This is a genomic window from Brumicola blandensis (assembly GCF_031846165.1).
GTDB classification, from domain to species: domain Bacteria; phylum Pseudomonadota; class Gammaproteobacteria; order Enterobacterales; family Alteromonadaceae; genus Glaciecola; species Glaciecola blandensis.
In genome coordinates this window covers 1-18305 of sequence record NZ_JAVRIE010000006.1, presented here as the reverse complement: position 1 = coordinate 18305, position 18305 = coordinate 1, and the positions used below count along the sequence as shown (strand labels likewise).

At 43.6% G+C, this 18305-nt stretch carries 12 protein-coding genes and 1 pseudogene; 6 read left to right on the top strand and 7 right to left on the bottom strand.

Annotation, left to right across the window (positions count from 1 at the left end):
- Positions 1 to 2: 2 nt before the first annotated feature.
- Positions 3 to 1187 carry an endonuclease/exonuclease/phosphatase family protein gene (locus RM544_RS13730; RefSeq protein ID WP_311362379.1) on the bottom strand — a complete coding sequence of 395 codons (1185 nt, stop codon included), beginning with the start codon at positions 1185 to 1187 and terminating at the stop codon, positions 3 to 5.
- A gap of 296 nt (positions 1188 to 1483) precedes the next feature.
- Here RM544_RS13730 and RM544_RS13725 point away from each other — a divergent pair.
- The 5 genes and pseudogenes from RM544_RS13725 to RM544_RS13705 form a co-directional block, all read left to right on the top strand.
- A pseudogene (locus RM544_RS13725) lies at positions 1484 to 1909 on the top strand (2OG-Fe(II) oxygenase); the annotation flags it as partial.
- A gap of 118 nt (positions 1910 to 2027) precedes the next feature.
- Positions 2028 to 2432, top strand: coding sequence for a hypothetical protein (locus RM544_RS13720; protein WP_311362378.1), 405 nt, complete (start codon positions 2028 to 2030; stop codon positions 2430 to 2432).
- Positions 2433 to 2445: 13 nt separating this feature from the next.
- Positions 2446 to 2916 (top strand): hypothetical protein, encoded by a 471-nt coding sequence (locus tag RM544_RS13715; protein WP_311362377.1) that lies wholly within the window; start codon positions 2446 to 2448, stop codon positions 2914 to 2916.
- A gap of 70 nt (positions 2917 to 2986) precedes the next feature.
- Entirely contained in the window at positions 2987 to 5134 is a 2148-nt protein-coding gene (locus RM544_RS13710) for a TonB-dependent siderophore receptor (protein ID WP_311362376.1), read from the top strand.
- A gap of 35 nt (positions 5135 to 5169) precedes the next feature.
- Positions 5170 to 6294, top strand: a complete 1125-nt coding sequence (locus RM544_RS13705; protein WP_311362375.1) for a PepSY-associated TM helix domain-containing protein — start codon at positions 5170 to 5172, stop codon at positions 6292 to 6294.
- Between the two features lie 21 nt (positions 6295 to 6315).
- Here RM544_RS13705 and RM544_RS13700 read toward each other — a convergent pair whose 3' ends face one another.
- From RM544_RS13700 to RM544_RS13675, 6 genes are all read right to left on the bottom strand, one after another.
- Positions 6316 to 8907 carry a glycoside hydrolase family 3 protein gene (locus RM544_RS13700; RefSeq protein ID WP_311362374.1) on the bottom strand — a complete coding sequence of 864 codons (2592 nt, stop codon included), beginning with the start codon at positions 8905 to 8907 and terminating at the stop codon, positions 6316 to 6318.
- Between the two features lie 15 nt (positions 8908 to 8922).
- A complete protein-coding gene (locus RM544_RS13695; RefSeq protein ID WP_311362373.1) occupies positions 8923 to 10185 on the bottom strand; it encodes a sugar MFS transporter in 1263 nt (420 codons plus the stop codon).
- A 105-nt stretch (positions 10186 to 10290) separates the two neighbouring features.
- Positions 10291 to 13284: a TonB-dependent receptor gene (locus RM544_RS13690; RefSeq protein WP_311362372.1), complete on the bottom strand. Its 2994-nt coding sequence runs from the start codon at positions 13282 to 13284 to the stop codon at positions 10291 to 10293.
- A 13-nt stretch (positions 13285 to 13297) separates the two neighbouring features.
- Positions 13298 to 16180: a glycoside hydrolase family 16 protein gene (locus RM544_RS13685; protein WP_311362371.1), complete on the bottom strand. Its 2883-nt coding sequence runs from the start codon at positions 16178 to 16180 to the stop codon at positions 13298 to 13300.
- Positions 16181 to 16789: 609 nt separating this feature from the next.
- Positions 16790 to 17491 (bottom strand): anti-sigma factor family protein, encoded by a 702-nt coding sequence (locus tag RM544_RS13680; RefSeq protein WP_311362370.1) that lies wholly within the window; start codon positions 17489 to 17491, stop codon positions 16790 to 16792.
- Positions 17491 to 17979 (bottom strand): RNA polymerase sigma factor, encoded by a 489-nt coding sequence (locus RM544_RS13675; protein ID WP_311362369.1) that lies wholly within the window; start codon positions 17977 to 17979, stop codon positions 17491 to 17493. The genes RM544_RS13680 and RM544_RS13675 overlap by 1 nt, the downstream gene beginning before the upstream one ends.
- 107 nt (positions 17980 to 18086) lie before the next feature.
- Here RM544_RS13675 and RM544_RS13670 point away from each other — a divergent pair.
- On the top strand, positions 18087 to 18305 hold a 219-nt coding region (locus tag RM544_RS13670), incomplete at its 3' end, for a hypothetical protein (protein ID WP_311362368.1).

Sequence of the window (18305 nt, the reverse complement as noted above, 5' to 3'; positions counted from 1 at the left end):
CCCTAGTCTAGCATTAGATCTATCCAAACAAGACGGTGATCAGAAGAGCTTTTCCTGTCCTCGACTAAGCGAAAGAGTGGATCCTCGCGCTTAGGCCAAAATACGCCGCTATCGTAAACGTTCAGACCAGTAGACGGTAAAACATAATCAACTCGGCTTCTCCACGCTGCGGTGTGTGATGCAGAGTAAGGGTTGTCCGGAGAGTGTTGCTCTCCACCCTCACTTGTCGGTGCTTTCGAGTCATTAACTAGGGGGTGGTTTAATAAATCAATAATGCCGCGCTTTATACTACTGCCTTCATTCGGTGATGAATTCAGATCGCCAGCCACAATAAAATGGTCACCTGTAAGGCCTCCCTGTTTACCTTGGTCGTCGGTAATGTAAGACGCTTTTGTGGACCCAGTGATGTAGTCTACCCAAAATCGGATCTCGTCGTGATTGCGTTTTCCATTTCTATCTTCAAATCCATCAAAAGAAGGCGGCGTAGGGTGACTTGCCAATAGGTGAATTGTCTTGTCACCTATTTGGATCGGTACGTCCCAATGAGATTTAGACGATAAACGTAAGATATCTCTCGCTTCTTCACTATAGTAGTGGCTACCATCCTCATTAATGACATCATTCAAAAGGTTGCCTGGCATATCCTTCCACAAAAAGTACTGAAAAGTTCGAACGTCTTGTGTCTTAATTGGATACTTGCTGAGAATGGCCATACCATAATGACCAGGGTATAAGCCAAAGCCAAAAGCGTCCTGACGAACACCGCTAGCAACACCGTCTCGGTCTAAATCAAGGCCAGAATCGACACCAGTGTTGACCGGTGCGGAATAAGCGTAGGGGTAGTCAATACTGTCAAGGCCTGCATGTGCTTGGTTAAGGTAGTTCTCGATAAACCATGCTATATCTTGTGGCGCATTTGCGCTGTAGTCGAACTCGTTGAGAAGTATGATATCTGGACGGATGCCCTGAATAATTTCAGCAATATTTTTGATTTGGGAATGCTGACCACTTTGCAGGTGCTTAGAGAGCTCGTTACCTTGCGGCTCTTGCCCTCTTTCTACGTAATTGCTTGCTTCCATACTCACATTGAAAACAGCAAGCCTTATCTTTTTCCTATCATTCGATTTAGCGGGTGAAGCGAAACAAAAGCTCATAGTAATGGCACAAAGTAGTAATGAATATTTCATTAGGGATAACCTTAATCCGTGATGCTAAAAAATATACGAGAAATACCTACGCTGCAACCAAAGTTTTAGTCTAAGGCAATGATTTACCTGACGCGTTTTACTTGTGAACATCAATCGCTTTCTAAATACGTGTAACGATTTATATTGCGCTCTAAGTCTAACTAGCGTATACCGCGCTGATCCTTTTTATTATTAACGAATGCATAAATGCAAGCCCTACAGAGCCTTACCCTAGGCCACAGTGAATCTCCGTTTGATGCACTATTTGAGAGAATAGCCCAAGATCTTATAAAGCATGGATTCACGGGGATAGTCCTGCTGGCGCGCTTTGGTTGCAATGGACTCAAGCACTACAAGTTTATCTGAACAGGCGCTTGTTTTTAGGCTTGTTCTCTTTCGAGAGTCACTTTGCCCATTATGCACCCGGGCACTTTTATAAGCGTCACCTTGACGCTTTCAAGGGCGAGGCAAATCGAGTGCTTTCATTGGTTACATATTTAAACCCAGAATGGTCAAAATCTGATGGGGGTGAGCTGGTGATTTACGAAAACACTGGCGACACGGTTGGCCGAAGCGTTTCTCCTGAATTTGGCACTCTCGCTGTTTTTTTAAGTGAGGAGTTTGAGCACGAGGTGAAAGCGGCCACGCGTGACCGATACTCTATAGCTGGCTGGTTCCGTTTGAATAGCAGCACGACTGATAAAGTGGATCCGCCTCGCTAGCTTAGATCTTGTCTTCGCAGGATGACTCAACACATCCTAATAATCACTTGAACATTACTCTAAAATAGCATAACGTAAATGATAATCATTATCATTTAAGTGTTGGGGAGGATTCGCTTTGGAACAACTTACTTTTTCATCTTTAGAGTTAGCGGTTAAGGCTGAACAACAAATGCCAGAAGCTAATACTATCAATATATATGTTTATCTTGGCCTTGAGCGAGCAAAGTCTTTCGGTAGTGTTGAGCAAACCAAGCGTGCACACTTACGAGTGGTCAATACACTGCTTGAAACGATGTGTGACGACTGCCTATCACTTCGATGGCGAACTGCTTGTTACAAGTGGATAAAAAAACTGATGCCTCTTTTGTTCGAATTGTTGCATAAAGACGATTATTGGCAACGTGTTGCTGATGTAAAACTGTTGCACACTTACTTTTTGAAAGACAAGAAAGAGCTTCATCCGCTTACCACTCAAAATACGATGACACGTGATGAGCAATCACCAAAGCGTGAAGGATAGGAGTCGACTGCATATGCATTTAGCCAATCTTATTCGCCGCGACCATCGACAATGGATAGAAAGCAACCCATATGAAGCATTTGAGAAGGTAAAAACGATGCTCGCTTATGGTAAACAATTGCTCAAATATCAACACTATCATCAGGCTTTGCCTTATCTAAGTTCTGCTTATGAAACCACACAAGTCATATTCAATTTAGTGCCTAGGTCGCCGCAACTCATCACAACTATGACCTCTAATGCCATTATGTTAGCCGATGCATACAAAGAAACCTCACATTACCAAGCAAGTATGTGGGTGCTTGAATGCACTCAAGATCGTTTACAAGCTGATATTTTGAAACAGCATGAGCTATGTACAAAAGTTGTCTTTTTCAAACATTGCGCAGACATCGTTAAACAAGCGATAGAGGAGCTGAAAGCCATCACCTTGAATAGCTCCTTTTATGGTAATGTAAATAAGAGTGATTATCATTTGCATTAAGGTGTTGCGTTTTGTATGATCTCGGCAAGTTAAAAACAGCCTTGTCTTACTCAAAATGGAATACAACTTCATGCTACAACATAAAAAAGCTCACCCACTTTCGCTCACTATTATTCTTGCCCTCGGTATTCAAACGGTGGTGAGCGCTGAAGAAAGTGAGGAGACCAACGCTTCATCTGTCGAAAAAATAACGGTCACTGGAAGCTACTTAGAAGGCTATAATGCACACAGCGCAAGTGGCGCCTCGCGCATGGAATTGGCCATAAAAGATATTCCTCAATCGGTATCAGTGATCACCAGCGCACAGCTTCAAGATTTTCAACTTACCGATGTCAACCTTGCTTTAGACACCGCGACAGGTGTCAATGTGGAAAGAATTGAAACTGACCGCACTTATTACACTGCCCGAGGTTTTGACATTACCAACTTCCAAATTGACGGCATTGGATTACCCTTGACCTCAGGTAACAATCACGCTGGCGATGACACGGCAGTGTATGATCGAATTGAAGTTATTCGCGGCGCAAACGGTTTGATGACAGGTGTTGGCAACCCTTCGGCAACGGTTAATTATATTCGTAAACGTCCTGGCCAAGACAATGAGTTACAAGTTAGAGGTACGCTGGGTAGCTATGATTTATACCGACTGGAAGCTGACGGTACCTATCAGATCAGTGATAGCGTGTCTGCTCGTGGTGTTTTAGTTCAGCAGGACCAAAACTCATATTTGGATCGTTATGGCCGGGAAAGTCAACTCGCATATGTCTTTGTGAACGCTGACTTAAGCGAAAACACTCAAATATCATTCAGTCATAGCTACAACAACAGTGATGCGACCGGTAATTTGTGGGGAGCCTTACCTCTATATTATACCGACGGTAGCGCGACAGATTATGATCGAGGTACCAGCACTTCTGCGAATTGGTCGAATTGGCAAGTGGTAACGAATAACTCGGTGTTTGAATTGAATCATGCACTATCCAGTGATTGGGGATTAAGAGCAACTTATTCTCGCAAAACGACTGATGAAGATAGTGAATTGTTCTATGTGTTCGGCACGCCAGACCGCGAAACTGAGTTGGGCTTAACAGGTTACGCTAGTGAATATATTCTTGATGATGAGCATGATCTGTTTGACCTGTACCTAGATGGTGAATTTGCTCTTTTTGGTCGAGATCACCAATTGGTGCTTGGTGTCAATTATTCTAGCCTAAGTTATACCGACCGCTCCTTGTATGACTTCACAACAGGCAATGGTTTTCCAGCAATCCCCAATTTAAACACGTGGGATGGCAATGCGGTTTTTCCTACTTTGATAGATGGTGAAAATGGAAGTAAGGTTGACCAAAGTCAGAAGGCAGTGTACTTCACAACGCGCTTGAATCTGTTTGAAGGTTTTCACGTGATGCTAGGTGGCCGACACAATGATTGGGAAGCAGAGGGCGAGTCTTACGGCGTCGACAGAGATGTAAGTGATTCTGACTTTATTCCTTACGCAGGGGTCGTTTATGACATTACCGATGACCTGAATGTTTACGCTAGCTACACTGAAACATTCCAAGCTCAAAATGAACTCGATATCAACAACCAGCAACTTGATCCTGTGGTGGGTGAAAGTCAGGAAGTTGGTTTTAAAATGAGTTTATTCGACGACGGTGCAATTGCAAACTTGACCTATTTTGATGTTCAGCAAACGAACCTAGCCATTGTCGACCCTAGCACCGTTAACTTACCGCCAGAATTAGTGCGTTATGTTGGAAGTGAAGGCATCGGTAGTCACGGTTTTGAATTTGATATTGCAGGTGAAGTATTAACGGGTTTGAACCTTAGTTTAGGTATTACTGACTTTTCAGTTAGCGGTGAGCAAACCGTCGCTGATTATACGCCCAGTACGATGGTAAAAGCAGCGGCTTTGTATGAACCGAGTGAACTTAATGGATTGTCTCTTGGTTTGAATGTTCGCTGGCAAAGCAGCATTTCTCGATTACAAGGCACGGTAGCAGACGGTCTCACTAATGCTGGTGCTGATATAGTGACTGAGCAAGATGCCTATGCCATTGCCGACTTACTTGTAAAATATCAAGTAAATGATGCTGTCTCGCTAAACTTTAACGTCTTCAACATCAGTGATGAAAAGTATCTTACCAGTTTGTATTGGGCTCAAGCATATTATGGTGCCCCACGTTCTTTTAGCGCTAGTGTTTCGTGGTTGTTTTAAACCAAGCTGGGTCTTAAAACGACAGGAGATACGATATGCGTAAAACACTCTTTAAGTGGCATTCTTATCTTGCTTTAATTGCGATGATCCCGGTGTTAGTGATTTCTATCACCGGTAGCATCCTTGTTTTTAAAGTCGAGATAGACAGTTTACTTCGGCCACATCATATGGTGGTGAATCCGACAATAACTGACACTAGCCAAACAACACAACGTTTGGCCTTAGATGATTTGATGTCTAGGATCCAAGCGACATACCCAGATTATATTCTGTCAGGTTGGGAGTTATTCGGTACCGATGACAATGCTGTGATAGAAGAACATGGGCGTTCAGATACCGCCTATGCCATCAAAAAGAACACCGAAACTTGGTTCAAAATCTACATAAATCAATATACGGGTGAAATCCTTTCCGAACCGAAGCATATGGAGCACTACATAACGGATTGGCTATTGGAACTGCATTACGCTTTTTTGCTACATTTTAGCGGAACGGTGATTGGCGCAATATTTGGACTGATACTGTTATTTTTAGGTATCAGCGGTATCATTTTGTACCGTAAATTTTGGCGCAAATTGTTTACCCTCAGATGGGGCTCGGCTAAGCGAATTTTGTTCAGTGATGTGCATAAAATGGTGGGGATATTCTCCAGCCCAGTGCTTATCATCATTGCTTTTACAGGGGTGTATTGGAATATATCTATTGTATTGCATGAAGTGCTAGAACACGGTTTTGAAGAGGCTCATCCAGCCATCACAGAGCCCTATCACGCCGAGACGATTTCATTTGAATCGCTGCGAGAGAATGCATCAATGCAGATAGATAGTTTTCGCGCGACCTACCTCGCTATTCCCAATGAGCCTAAAATGGACATAACTTTTTTTGGTGAGGTTGATACTCCCAATCCCTTGATTAGCCAATACGCCAGCATGGTAACTTATCATCACAAAACAGGTGACTTGGTAATGGCTTCGGATATTCGTGATACCGGTTTCTTGCGCAAGTTTGACGATAGTACACGTAAACTGCATTTTGGATATTTTGCGGGTATTTGGTCAAAAATAGTGTGGTGCATTATAGGAATAAGCCCCGTTATCTTGATGATAACAGGGCTTATTATGTACCTCATTCGGCGACAACCTAAACGTAAAGCTAGGTAGTTGCCTGCTGGAAATTGAGAGCTAAGCCGATGGGCAGATCATATCTGCCGTGTCGGCCTTCTCAAATTTAAAGGCAATGTCACTGATACTAAGACTTAGCTTTTCTTTGCTTGTTAGTTGGAAAGGGGCCACCATATTTTCAAATTTAACACCTTGTTCAGTAAAGCAACGAGCATCAATGCTGATCTCTGACCAAGTTTCTGGTGCGAGGTTTTTCAGCAAATCAGAAATATCTACCTGGCCATTACAACTGCCAACTGGGTCGCCTTCACTTTCACAGTTCATCCCCAAGAGTACTTCATCTGGAATAGCTGATTCTGTTTTGAACATAACCGACAGCACTGCATTGTTTTTGCCTTGAGCATACATATCTTCACGGAAAAAGCTCTTACTTGCTATTTGAACACCCGCACCTGTCTCACTTGTGTCAAATGACAGTCTAAAGGCATCTTCTTGTACCAAGCGGTCAACAGTTCGGTATTTCAGGCCATCTAGGCTTGCCGTACTAGCGGTAACTGGCAATCTACTCGAACCGGACATTAACCACAGCTCCCATGGTTGCTGAAGCGTGCCAGTGAAGATAGCACGGCCACTACTGTCTTTTGCGCTCACTTCGTAGTCTTCGTTTAAGTTTGAAGATAGCGTATTTTCGTCGCCATAGGATAAGCCGAAGCCATAAGGTAGCAATGGGGTATAATCTTCGTCATTTAAATTTACTGTCGCCTGAGTAGGTGTTGCAGGCCAAGAAAACGAGAGTCTACCGCTCATATCATGTTGGATTTCACCCTGCTGATCTGTGAACAACACGTCTGCAACAGCATCGCCTTCAGAACCAGGTAGCCAAGCAGCAACAAAAGCATCACTCGCGTTCAATTCAGCATTCACCCACATAGGACGACCACTAATAAATACTGATACAACAGGGATGTTTTCGGCTTTCAGTTTTTTCAGTAAGGCTAAATCTGACTTGCTCCCACGCTGATAATCAAGGTGTTCTCTATCACCATGACCTTCTGCGTACGGCTCTTCACCATAGACCACAATAGCCACATCAGGTTTAACGGTATATTCACCCGCTTCGTTTAATGTCGCTGTTCCGCCTGCGGCATTGACTTGTTCCTGAATACCATCAAATATTGAACTACCACCTGGGAAGTCTTCATTTGTATTGTTGGTACCCTGCCATGTAATTGTCCAACCACCAGATTGCTTACCAATATTATGCGCAGCATCACCAGCAACAAGTACATTCATATTAGGACTAAGAGGTAATACTTGATTCGTGTTTTTTAACAGAACCAAAGATTCCCTAACAGCTTGTTTGGCGACTGCGCGGTGACTTTCCTGACCAATGAGTTCAGTTTTACCAGAGAACTGACGCTTGGCTGGACTCGGCTTTTCAAACAAACCTGCTCTTACTTTTACTCGCAAAATACGAGTCACCGCATCGTCGATACGTGACATTGGGATAACGCCATCTTTGACTTGTTGAATGAGGTTTTCATACAAAGGTTTCCAAGCATCTGTTGGTACCATATAAATATCCAAACCTGCGTTCGCTGCTTGCGGGCAGCTAGTATTGTCACAGCCTTTAACTTGTCCGTGGCCATTCCAATCACCTACCACAAATCCATCAAACCCCATTTTATCTTTCAGCACGTCGGTAATAAGGTATTTATCACCATGTAACTTTTTACCATGCCAAGAGTTAAATGAGGCCATTACCGACTGAGCCCCGGCACTTAATCCACCAACATATCCTTGACCGTGAATTTCGAACAAGTCTCTCTCAGAGTCAACATTATTACCTTGGTCGTCACCGCCAACAGTACCGCCATCGCCAATAAAATGCTTAACGGTGCTGATGACTCTGCTATCCCCTAGGAAGTCGTCATCAGGCGCACCTTGTAGGCCTCTGACGATCGCTCTTGAATAATCGTGTACGATTCTGGGGTTTTCTGAATAGCTCTCATAGGTTCGGCCCCAGCGGTCATCTTGCACCGTGGCAACGGTAGGTGCGAATACCCAATCGATACCCGTTACCATGACTTCTGTCGCCGTTACCCGTGCAATTTCTTCAATCAGAGCAGGGTTGTTTGCGGCACCTAAACCAATATTGTGTGGGAACAAGGTCGCACCGATCACATTATTGTGACCATGCACGGCGTCGGTTCCCCACATAGTCGGAATGCTTGAGCCATCTAAACTTGCATCGACCGAAGCCTGATACATGCTTTCTGCCAATGCAATCCAATCTTGTGGCGTTGAATGTTTATTATTGTTAGGGAAAGCACCGCCACCATTCAAATAAGAACCAAAGCCATATCGACGCATATCTTCAACGGTAATGTCTCGAATCTCTGGTTGTATCATTTGCGCAATTTTTTGCTCGAGTGTCATGTCCGCCAATAACGCTTTCACGCGGGCTTCGTCCTCAGCCGAACGCTTTACTTCGATATCCAAGGTTGGCCAAACATCGATATTTTCTGCTTGGCTTGGCGCTGTATCTCTACCGGCGGTCATGACCGATTGATTACATCCTGATGCAAAAACAATCGCGGCTGTCACACCTAGGCAAAGTAATGATTTAGTTTGTCTTATGTAATTTTTCATAAAATGTCTCAATAATTAATCTCTATGAGGTGTTGAGCCTTTCAAGCCGTAGTACGCGATAAATAGATAACATAGCATTGGCACGATAAAGGAGATTTGAAGCCCCATGGTGTCGGCGAAAAAGCCTTGTAGCAAAGGAACTAACGCGCCCCCTACAATCGCTAAACACAAATAACCAGAGGCCTGTGCTGTGCTTTGACCTAAGCCATTTAAGGCTAAGCTAAATATGGTTGGGAACATGATGGAGTTGAAAAGGCCAACCGATAACAATGACCACATTGCCAACTTACCATCGAAAATAATGGCACCTAATACTAGCAATATCACCATGCCGGCATTGAACGCGAGTACTTTACCCGCTGCAATTTTCTGCATGACTAATGCACCAATGAAGCGGCCTACCATCGCGCCACCCCAGTAAAATGCGATAACTTTAGAAGCTTGCGCTTCATTTAAACCGGCAATAGAACTTTGACTTAAGAAGCTCACTAAGAAGCTACCAATAGCAACCTCTGCGCCTACATAAAGGAAAATACCGATTACACCAAAGCGCAAATGTCTATGTTTCCAAGCATCGGCAACATGTGTACTGTTTTCTTCTCTGCGACCTAGATCTGGCAGTTTCAAAAACATAAAAATGGCGGCAAGCAACAACAGTGCACCCGCTAGAATGAGATAGGGTAATTGGACTAAGTCAGAACCTGCAGCAGCAACTGCTTCAGCCTCAGGGTTGTGCGTTGCGCCAAACAATAAGAAAGCACCAAAGAAAGGGGCAACGGTGGTTCCCAATGCATTAAATGCTTGCGTCATAGTGAGTCGAGACGACGCCGTTTCTGGTTTGCCTAACACGGTGACATAGGGGTTTGCAGCAACCTGCAAAATAGTAATACCAGAGGCCAGTACAAATAAGGCAAATAGGAAAATGGCATAGACATGCAATTCTGCGGCTGGATAAAACAATAGACAGCCGACAGCTGCAATGATTAACCCGGTCACAATCCCTTTTTTGTAACCAATTTTACTGACTAAGAAGCCAGCAGGTACAGATACAACAAAGTAGGCACCAAAAAAGCAAAACTGTACAAGCATTGCTTGAGTATAGGAAAGGTCAAATGCACCTTTTAAATAAGGGATCAAAATATCGTTTAGGCAGGTAATAAAACCCCACATAAAAAATAATGAAGTCAGCGCAAATAGAGGGAAGGCATACGAGTTTGCATTGCCAGTGCTGTTTACAGGTGGTTCAGCTTGTTCGTAGTTAGGCATATTAGACGCCATAAGTTACGCTCCATAAAATGTAAATGGCTTGGTCATTTAGTGGTTAAGTAGACGGATGTGAGGGCGTTTACACTGAGTAAACGCCCTAATTTTAAGCTAAGGGTGTTACATACTTACCCGAACACCAACGGAGTAACGCGGACCGTACTGACCAGCAAATAAGAATTGCTCTTCAAAACGACCGTAGTGTTGCTCAGTTTCGTTGTTCAAGTTGATGCCTTCTACAAACACCGTGAAGTTTTCATCGATATCGTAGTTCACACTCATATCCCACTGCCCATATTCTTTTGCAAATTGAGGTGGAACATCGGATGTACCTTGACCTTGGCCTTGACCAATAAGATAGCTATCACGCCATGCATAGGTTAATCGAACAGAAAGTTTTTCGTCTTCATAAAATGCTTGGAAGTTAGCTGAGTCAGACAAACCCGATAGGGCTTTTTGTGCAGCAAGTACATATGGGTTGTAATCAACATCACCGTCAACAAACGTCGCGTTTGCAGCTACACCAAAACCAGTGTCTTGGAACAAGTGTTGCACCGCGAGTTCAATACCGTTTGTTTTACGTTCCTCAACGTTCTCAGGAGAACTCAAACGCCAAGTTATCAATGAATCAGTTGCTGGATCTGGCTCGATTTGACCATCGGCATTGCCATAACCTAATGCTAACATTTCATCAAAGATAGCCGTATCTGTTGCTTGGTCGCCGCGATTAGTGATGTTTGCAACCGCTTCGTTCCAACGTGGGCCTAAGTAAACGTCATATAGACCATCAATTTCCACGTCAACCGTAGAAGTTTCAATCCAATCGTCTACTTGTTTCCAGAACAAACCGACAGAAGCATAGCTGCCTTCGTCATAGTAGTATTCTAATGAGATATCAAAGTTAGTTGATTGGTAAGGCTTCAAGTTAGTGTTACCACGAGAACCTGTTCGTGAACCGATCTTCGGGCTACCAGAAAGTGATAAACCACCTAACAAATTGCCTAATGGTGCACGAGTCACACTCTTACCGAAAGAAACACGTGAAACCAAATCATCCGTTAAATCAACGCGAATATCGACCATTGGTAATAGCAGGTCGTAACCGCCTTCATTTGACACTTCCTGAATACCAGAGAAAGAGGTAATCCACTCTGAAGATGCCACCCAGTTTACTTGCTCTGCAATGTTGCTTTGTGAAGGACTGATAACATCTGTTTCTTCATAGCGAATACCAGCATTGATTTGTACAAACACGTCTTTGACGTCAAATTCCCAAAGTGAATTGATGTAGAAAGCCGTGGTCGTTTCTTCAACGCTAGACGTGGTATTAGTCGTGTAGTAAGGATCTACTACATACTCATTGCTACCCACTACATCAGCAGTAAGGTAAGCAGCTTGACGTGCCACAGCTTCGTCGAAATCGTAAGTCCAATAGTAGTCAGTGCTTAAAGCTGAACCGCCACCGGCGAACTGATCTAAGAAACTACCCGTGCCATTCAAGGTAAACATGTTGTCAGGGAAGATCTGCGGGAAGCTAGGGTTGAAACCCGGGCCACCACGTAAGCCTGACCAACCGCTTGTACCAATTAGGGTTTGTTGAGTGTTGCTCACACCCGCACTTAATTTCACTAATGACTCTGCAAAATCAAATTCTGGAAGATATTCCACATCAAGTTGTACTTGTTGAATATCTGATTCACCCGGCGAATGAATGAATTGACTAAAGTTCGAGTCGATTTCGTTAGCCGTTAACTGATTAGTACCGTTATTCCAACCGATAACAAACTGTGGAATATCGCCTTCTAAGTACGAGTACTCTTTATAGTCCAATGCTGCAGAACCAAGAATAACTTGCCCAGCGCTGCGCAGACCTGGGTCGATACCATTATCGATAGTTGAGTTCGAGTCATGGTAATCAAGCGTTATTTTGAGATCGTCTCTTGCTTGGAAATCAACATTGAAACCAAAAGATTCCATATCGAACTCAGTTGTACTTCTTGACGCAGTAAATGAACCATCGTCACCAGAAATGTTGGCAAATAACGCGGTACCATTTTCATCAAGTTGATAGCTATTAACGTTACCACCGAAGTTGTTCCAGATGCCCCAACCAATGCTATTACTACCGGCAACGACATTACTCATAGTGTAATCAGCGGTTAAAGTAAGATTATCCGTTGCTGCAAATTGGATAGTTGCCTGCGCATTGGTTCTTTCGCGTTGTACGTTTTCAATTCCGTAGTTCAAGTCTTTCGGGAAGAAATGTGCGGAAGTTGCTTCTAGTACGCCATCTGCATTTGGTGCGAAAAAGTTTTGTATCGGCGCGCCACTCTCATCAACTGCGCGAGCGTCAGTGAATTGAGATGCATCTAAGTCAGGTAGTGCAACGTTAGCCTGCCAGCCCTGAATGTTTGCTTGTTGCTTCTGGAAGTCACGACGTTGGAACGATCCAGTTAAAGCGACACCCAATCGATCATCTAAAAATGTTTTACTCACTAAGGCAGCTATTTCAGGTGTGACATCTTCGCCTTCAACATTTGATGTATCGTAATTTGCTTTCGCAGTAAGTGATATTTGCTGACCTGGCTGCGCAAGGGGACGCGCAGTCACGATGTTAACTGTTGCACCCAAACCACCTGTTGGAATATCAGCACGAGCAGTCTTGTAGACCTCAAGCGCACTGACACCTTCAGAAGCAAAATTCTCAAAGTTGAATGAACGTGAGAAGCCGGTTGAAGGCATTTGACGACCATTCAAGGTGACCAAGTTAAAGTCTGGACCGAATCCACGAACTGTAATCTGACTACCTTCACCGTTTGCTCTGCTTACCGACACACCGGTAATGCGCTGCAACGATTCTGCCAAGTTGGTATCGGGGAACTTCCCCATTTCTTCGGCAACTATAGCGTCAACAACACCTTGGTTACTGCGTTTGATATCGCTTGATTTCACCAATGAACCACGAATTCCTTTAACGGTGATTACTTCAACGTTCGGATCGAGGTTCGCATCGGCGTCATCTTCTTGAGCCATCGTTGGCATTGCAACTGAAAGCCCTAGCAGCAACGACATAGTCGTTGCTAGTTTTGTTTTTTGGAAAGTCATGTTTTTCATATTCTTTACTCTCTTATTGTGGGCGATCAGCTGTTACAACAACGTCTTTGATAATCACAGGTGAATCATTCTCATTGAGGTACAACAAGAAAGAGCTAAATGTGTTCTCTGCTGGTTGTGGTGGAATTTCAACCACGTATCGAGTCATTGTTGTGCTGGTAACCGTCACCGGGCCCACACCGAAGTTTGGATCGACATCTGGGAAGGGGTTTTTCTCGAATAGGAATCTGACATTCGTATCCGCACCACCACCAGGTAAAGCTGCAGTAAATTCTACGCGTCCACCAGCTTCAAAATTGAGTGGGTAAGCACTTGTGTTTGTATTCGCAAAACCAGCCCAGACCTCTGCATTGCTAGGGAAATTAAATTCACCTGTATCTGCATCGATGGTGGCGTTACCAAAACCTTCCCAAGTAGCTACATCCTCGTTCTGACTAACAACAATATTCTTGATTATGACTGGTGAGTCACGCTCAACCAAGTACAGCAGGAATGAGCTGTAAGTATTCTCTGCGTCTTGAGGTGGAATATATACCGTGTACGTTTTCTCAGTTAAGCCTGACACCACGACATTGTCGGTGCTAAACGCTGGGTCAACATCTGGGAACGCGGCTTTTTCGAAGCGGAAGTTCACAGTTACATCAGATTCACCAGAAGGAATAGAACCAGTAAAAGTGACTTTGCCGCCGCGCTCAAAGTTGAGGGGGTACAAATCAGTGTTTGTGTTCGCAAAACCACCCCAAACTTCAGCGTTTGATGGGAATGTGTAAGTGCTAGTGGCAGCATCAAATGTGACGTTGCCAAAGCCTTCCATGCTTGCATGGTTGTTTGCTTCTACTTTCACATCTTGGATGTTCACTGAATTACCGGCTTCATTGATGTACAACAAGAATGAGCTGTAGGTATTTTCTGCATCTTGTGGAGGTATATTTACCGTGTACGTTCTTGCTTGATTACCAACGATGTCTACGTTTGCCGTTGCAAAGTTTGGATCTACATCTGGGAATGGTGCATTTTCGAATACAAAGCGGATGCTAGTATCATTCGCTCCATCAGGAATTGACGCAGTGAACGTTAAGGTACCACCGTTAACAAAATTGAGTGGGTATAGGTCAGTATTAGTGTTAGCAAAACCACCCCAAACTTCTGAACCTAGTGGGAAGCTATAAGTCACGCCGTCGATGCTTGCGCCGCCGAAGCCTTCAGTAAATTCTGCAAACATCGGGCCTGATGCTTCTTCACCGCTTTCAATCGCAACATTATCCATACGGAATACAGCGCCATCGCCCGTTTGCCATGCTGGGAACACCATAATGACATCTAGCAATGTTAAATCTACGCCCGCATCAGCAATTTCTTGCAAAGGCACTATGTATGTCGCCCATTCACCAACCACTGGCTCAGGACCGAAGTTCGCTAAAGGTACTTCCCAAGCGCCACCGTTGCCCTCGTCAGCTTCGATTTTAAATAGCCATACTGAGTCTGGGTCTAGAGGAGCGGAAGTCACTTTCACGTCAACGGTAACATAGCCGCTTTCAATCATGCCTAGTGCATTATGAGGAGTAGGGCTCGAACCCGATGTTGGATCTTGTGGCAGAAATGCCGCCCGAGTAATAAAACCAAATACCGTACCATTATTACCATTTTGTACTTCAAACTCGTATACATTGCCGCGATCTTCATCGTCAGCAACTAAACCTGGAGTAGAACCACCACAGCAATCCCATGCAACCCAGTTTTGGTCAATAACATCATCAAAGATTGTGATTGGGTTTGCTTCACCCGCCGCTAGACTTGGAGCAGGAGCTTGGCCTTCAACCAAAAATCCACCATCAGCAACGTCAGTTTCATATCCTGGGCTAATCGTTTCACAGCCGCGTCCTGTATCTGCGTCAGCAGTACATTCGTAAACGCGCACAAAATCGATTTCATATGTTTGACCAGCACCTGCAAACGCACTGGTATCAATGCCTGTTTCATTAACTGATGCTGGCCAGTTACCACCAACCGCGGAGTTAAGAATGAGGAAGAAATCTTGATCGAAAGGAGCAGGTGAATAGTTAGTTTCTAGCTCACCGGTTGCAATGTTGTATAGCTCTGCGTACCAACCGCGGTGATTCAAACCAACAACTTCGCCAGTAGAGCTAATGTTGAGCTCTGACTGTCTTTGTGTTGCAAATAAAATGTCATTGAAGTACCAACGAATTTCGCCTTCTTGCCATTCGATTGCATAAGTATTGAAATCAGAAGCCGGGCTTACTTCAGGAGAGTAAGCTGCACCTGAAAAATCACTTGATGGACCACCACCGTAGTGAAGCGTACCGTAAACATTGGTTTCTGGCGTGCCATCTTCACGCATCGCGCCAAGGTTAACGGCTTCCATAATATCGATTTCGCCAGACTTCGGCCATTCACCGTAAACTGAATCGGTTGGCATCATCCAAAATGCAGGCCATGAACCTTGACCCATCGGCAATTTAGCGCGCATAACGATGCGGCCGTATTTGAAGTCTGCTTTATTTTGAGTGGTCAAACGAGCAGAAGTGAAGTCATCATCTTCACCACTCGCACCTTCGGTGAGCTTAGCGACAATTTTTAATGTGCCATCAGACACAAACGCATTTTCTTCTGAGTCGGTGTAACACTGAAATTCTTGGTTACCACCACCATCACAATTGACTTCATAGTTCCAATTGCTGGTATTAATAGATGTGCCGTCAAACTCATCATTCCAAACCAAGCGCCAATCGCTATTGGTATAATCTTCGCCTACAGGTTGTACATCTGGAATACTTGGATTTACAGCTTCTAAATTTGTTTCGGTTTCTACGTCACCGCCACAAGCTGATAAAACCAGAACCGAGACAGTACCTGCCAATATGGTGATTCTATTCATTTTTATACTCATCGTGTTAAACCCCAGTTGGAGAATGTCCTTTCAAATACATCAATTACAAGCGCTTAGACCTTGCATCGCCCTAAGGCATAAGCGCTTTCATTAACGGTTGTATTGCCGCAAACGTCAGTGAGTGTTGATCGAGTTGTCGTTTAAAATTAACACATTCATAACATTTGCGACGTGATAGTGCTTTATGTAACAAATAGATACAATTCAAATGCGTCATAGTGAAAATTATTTGCGTTTAGCGTGTGAAGAAGTCCGATCTCGGGATGAAAGGGTATATTTTTACGATAAGTGGTTTTTGGTGTGGATTGACTTGTTAATCGCCTGTAAAAAACAGGCATTACACTACAACCGTACAATTGCGCTACAACCGCATCATTGCAATACAACCGCGTCATTGCGCTACAACCGCGTCATTGCGCTACAACCGTGTTATTGCGCTACAACCGTGTTATTGCGCTACAACCGTGTTATTGCGCTACAACCGTGTTATTGCACTACAACCGTGTTATTGCACTACAACTGTGTCATTGCACTACAACCGTGTCATCTCCACGAAGGTGGAGATCCCCTCTTTAGCTGTTAAAAGCTTATCTCGCTTTACTTATCTATGGTCCTTAACTTGTCTTGTTCAGCAGCTTTACTCATGGGGATACCAGACATATTACTGTCCAACCACTCTTCTATATTTGCTGAGTCTCCGCCAGACGCGGGTTGATAGTTATTGCTGTTTGTTGAATTGATAGAACTGCTGACCAGTGTTTGCCATTCCCCTTGTTCCTTACAACTTATATTTTGTTGGGAGTTTGTTGGCTGCATTAATTTGTATTCTCTACAAAAACGACCTTGAGTGTCACTAAAGCTCATCACAAGCTCTACACTGCGTGACTCATCTAATTTTACAGTTTGACCTGAAACCTTACTATCAAGTACATCAGCTAAAGTGATCGCTTGCTTGTTCATTGTTAACAGAACTGGTAAAGCTAGCGCAACAAGCAAAAATGAAGCGGCGATTGATAGCCATTTCGCGCGCCGCCAACTTTGCAACTCCACCACGTTTTGCCTTTCTGGAACTACTTCATCATCTGTTTCGGTTAACATATTCAGTATATTGTTAGGCACCGGCGCATCATCAATCTCTGAAAAAGCTCCCCTGACTAATTGATCTTGAACGCTGTAACTCTCAAACATAGCTTGAAAAGCTGTGTCGATTAACAAACGGTCTTCCACCTGTTTGCGCTCTATTTCGTTCAATTCATTGTCTAAATAAGCTGAGATTATCTCGGTATCAGACTTTTTCATCACTGTTCCTTATTAAACTTTGCCGCTAATTTTTCTCTTGCCCTAGAGGCACGACTCATAACGGTCCCAATGGGTATGTCTAGTACATCAGATGTTTCGGCATATGAAAGTCCGGAAATGATTACTAGCGTAATGATTTCTCTATATACATCTGGCAGCTCCATAATTGCGGCTTTTAATTGTACCTGTTGAGTTTCTTTGCTTTCTTCATAAGCATCATTTGTCGAGGCGATTTCACTTACTTCAATTGTGTCATCAACAGTACGCACTTTTCTTGAACGTAATTCATCAATCCAAGCATTTTTACACACACGAAACATCCAAGATAATGGATTAACGTTATTAGGGATTTGCCTTGTTAAAAGCTTCTCAACCACAATTTGAGTTAAATCGTCCGCATCACTTATATTGGTAGTTAATGAATAAGCAAAGCGACGCAAATCCTTTAGGTTTTCCAAAATCATCGACTTCAATGCTTTTGTTTCCATCTGTAATATCACCTTTTCTGCTTTACTAACGTTTGGCTTTGTGTTTTATTCCCTAAACTGTATTAAGTTTGTGAATTAATTTAAGTGCGCCAACGTAGAGTCCTAATATGCGGTTATTAAAATCTTACCACCACTTAGCATTGACCATAAGTGCTTTATTAGTGCACGGAAACTCTGTCGCGTTTGGTAGTGACAATAACGATACTTTAATAGCAGCGACAGCTGAAAAAGTCTCCATTAGCGACAACTACTTACAACCTCAATATATAAATTTCCCTTTCGATACAAACAAGCCTGCATATTCTCTCAACGCGTCAGTTGTCTCA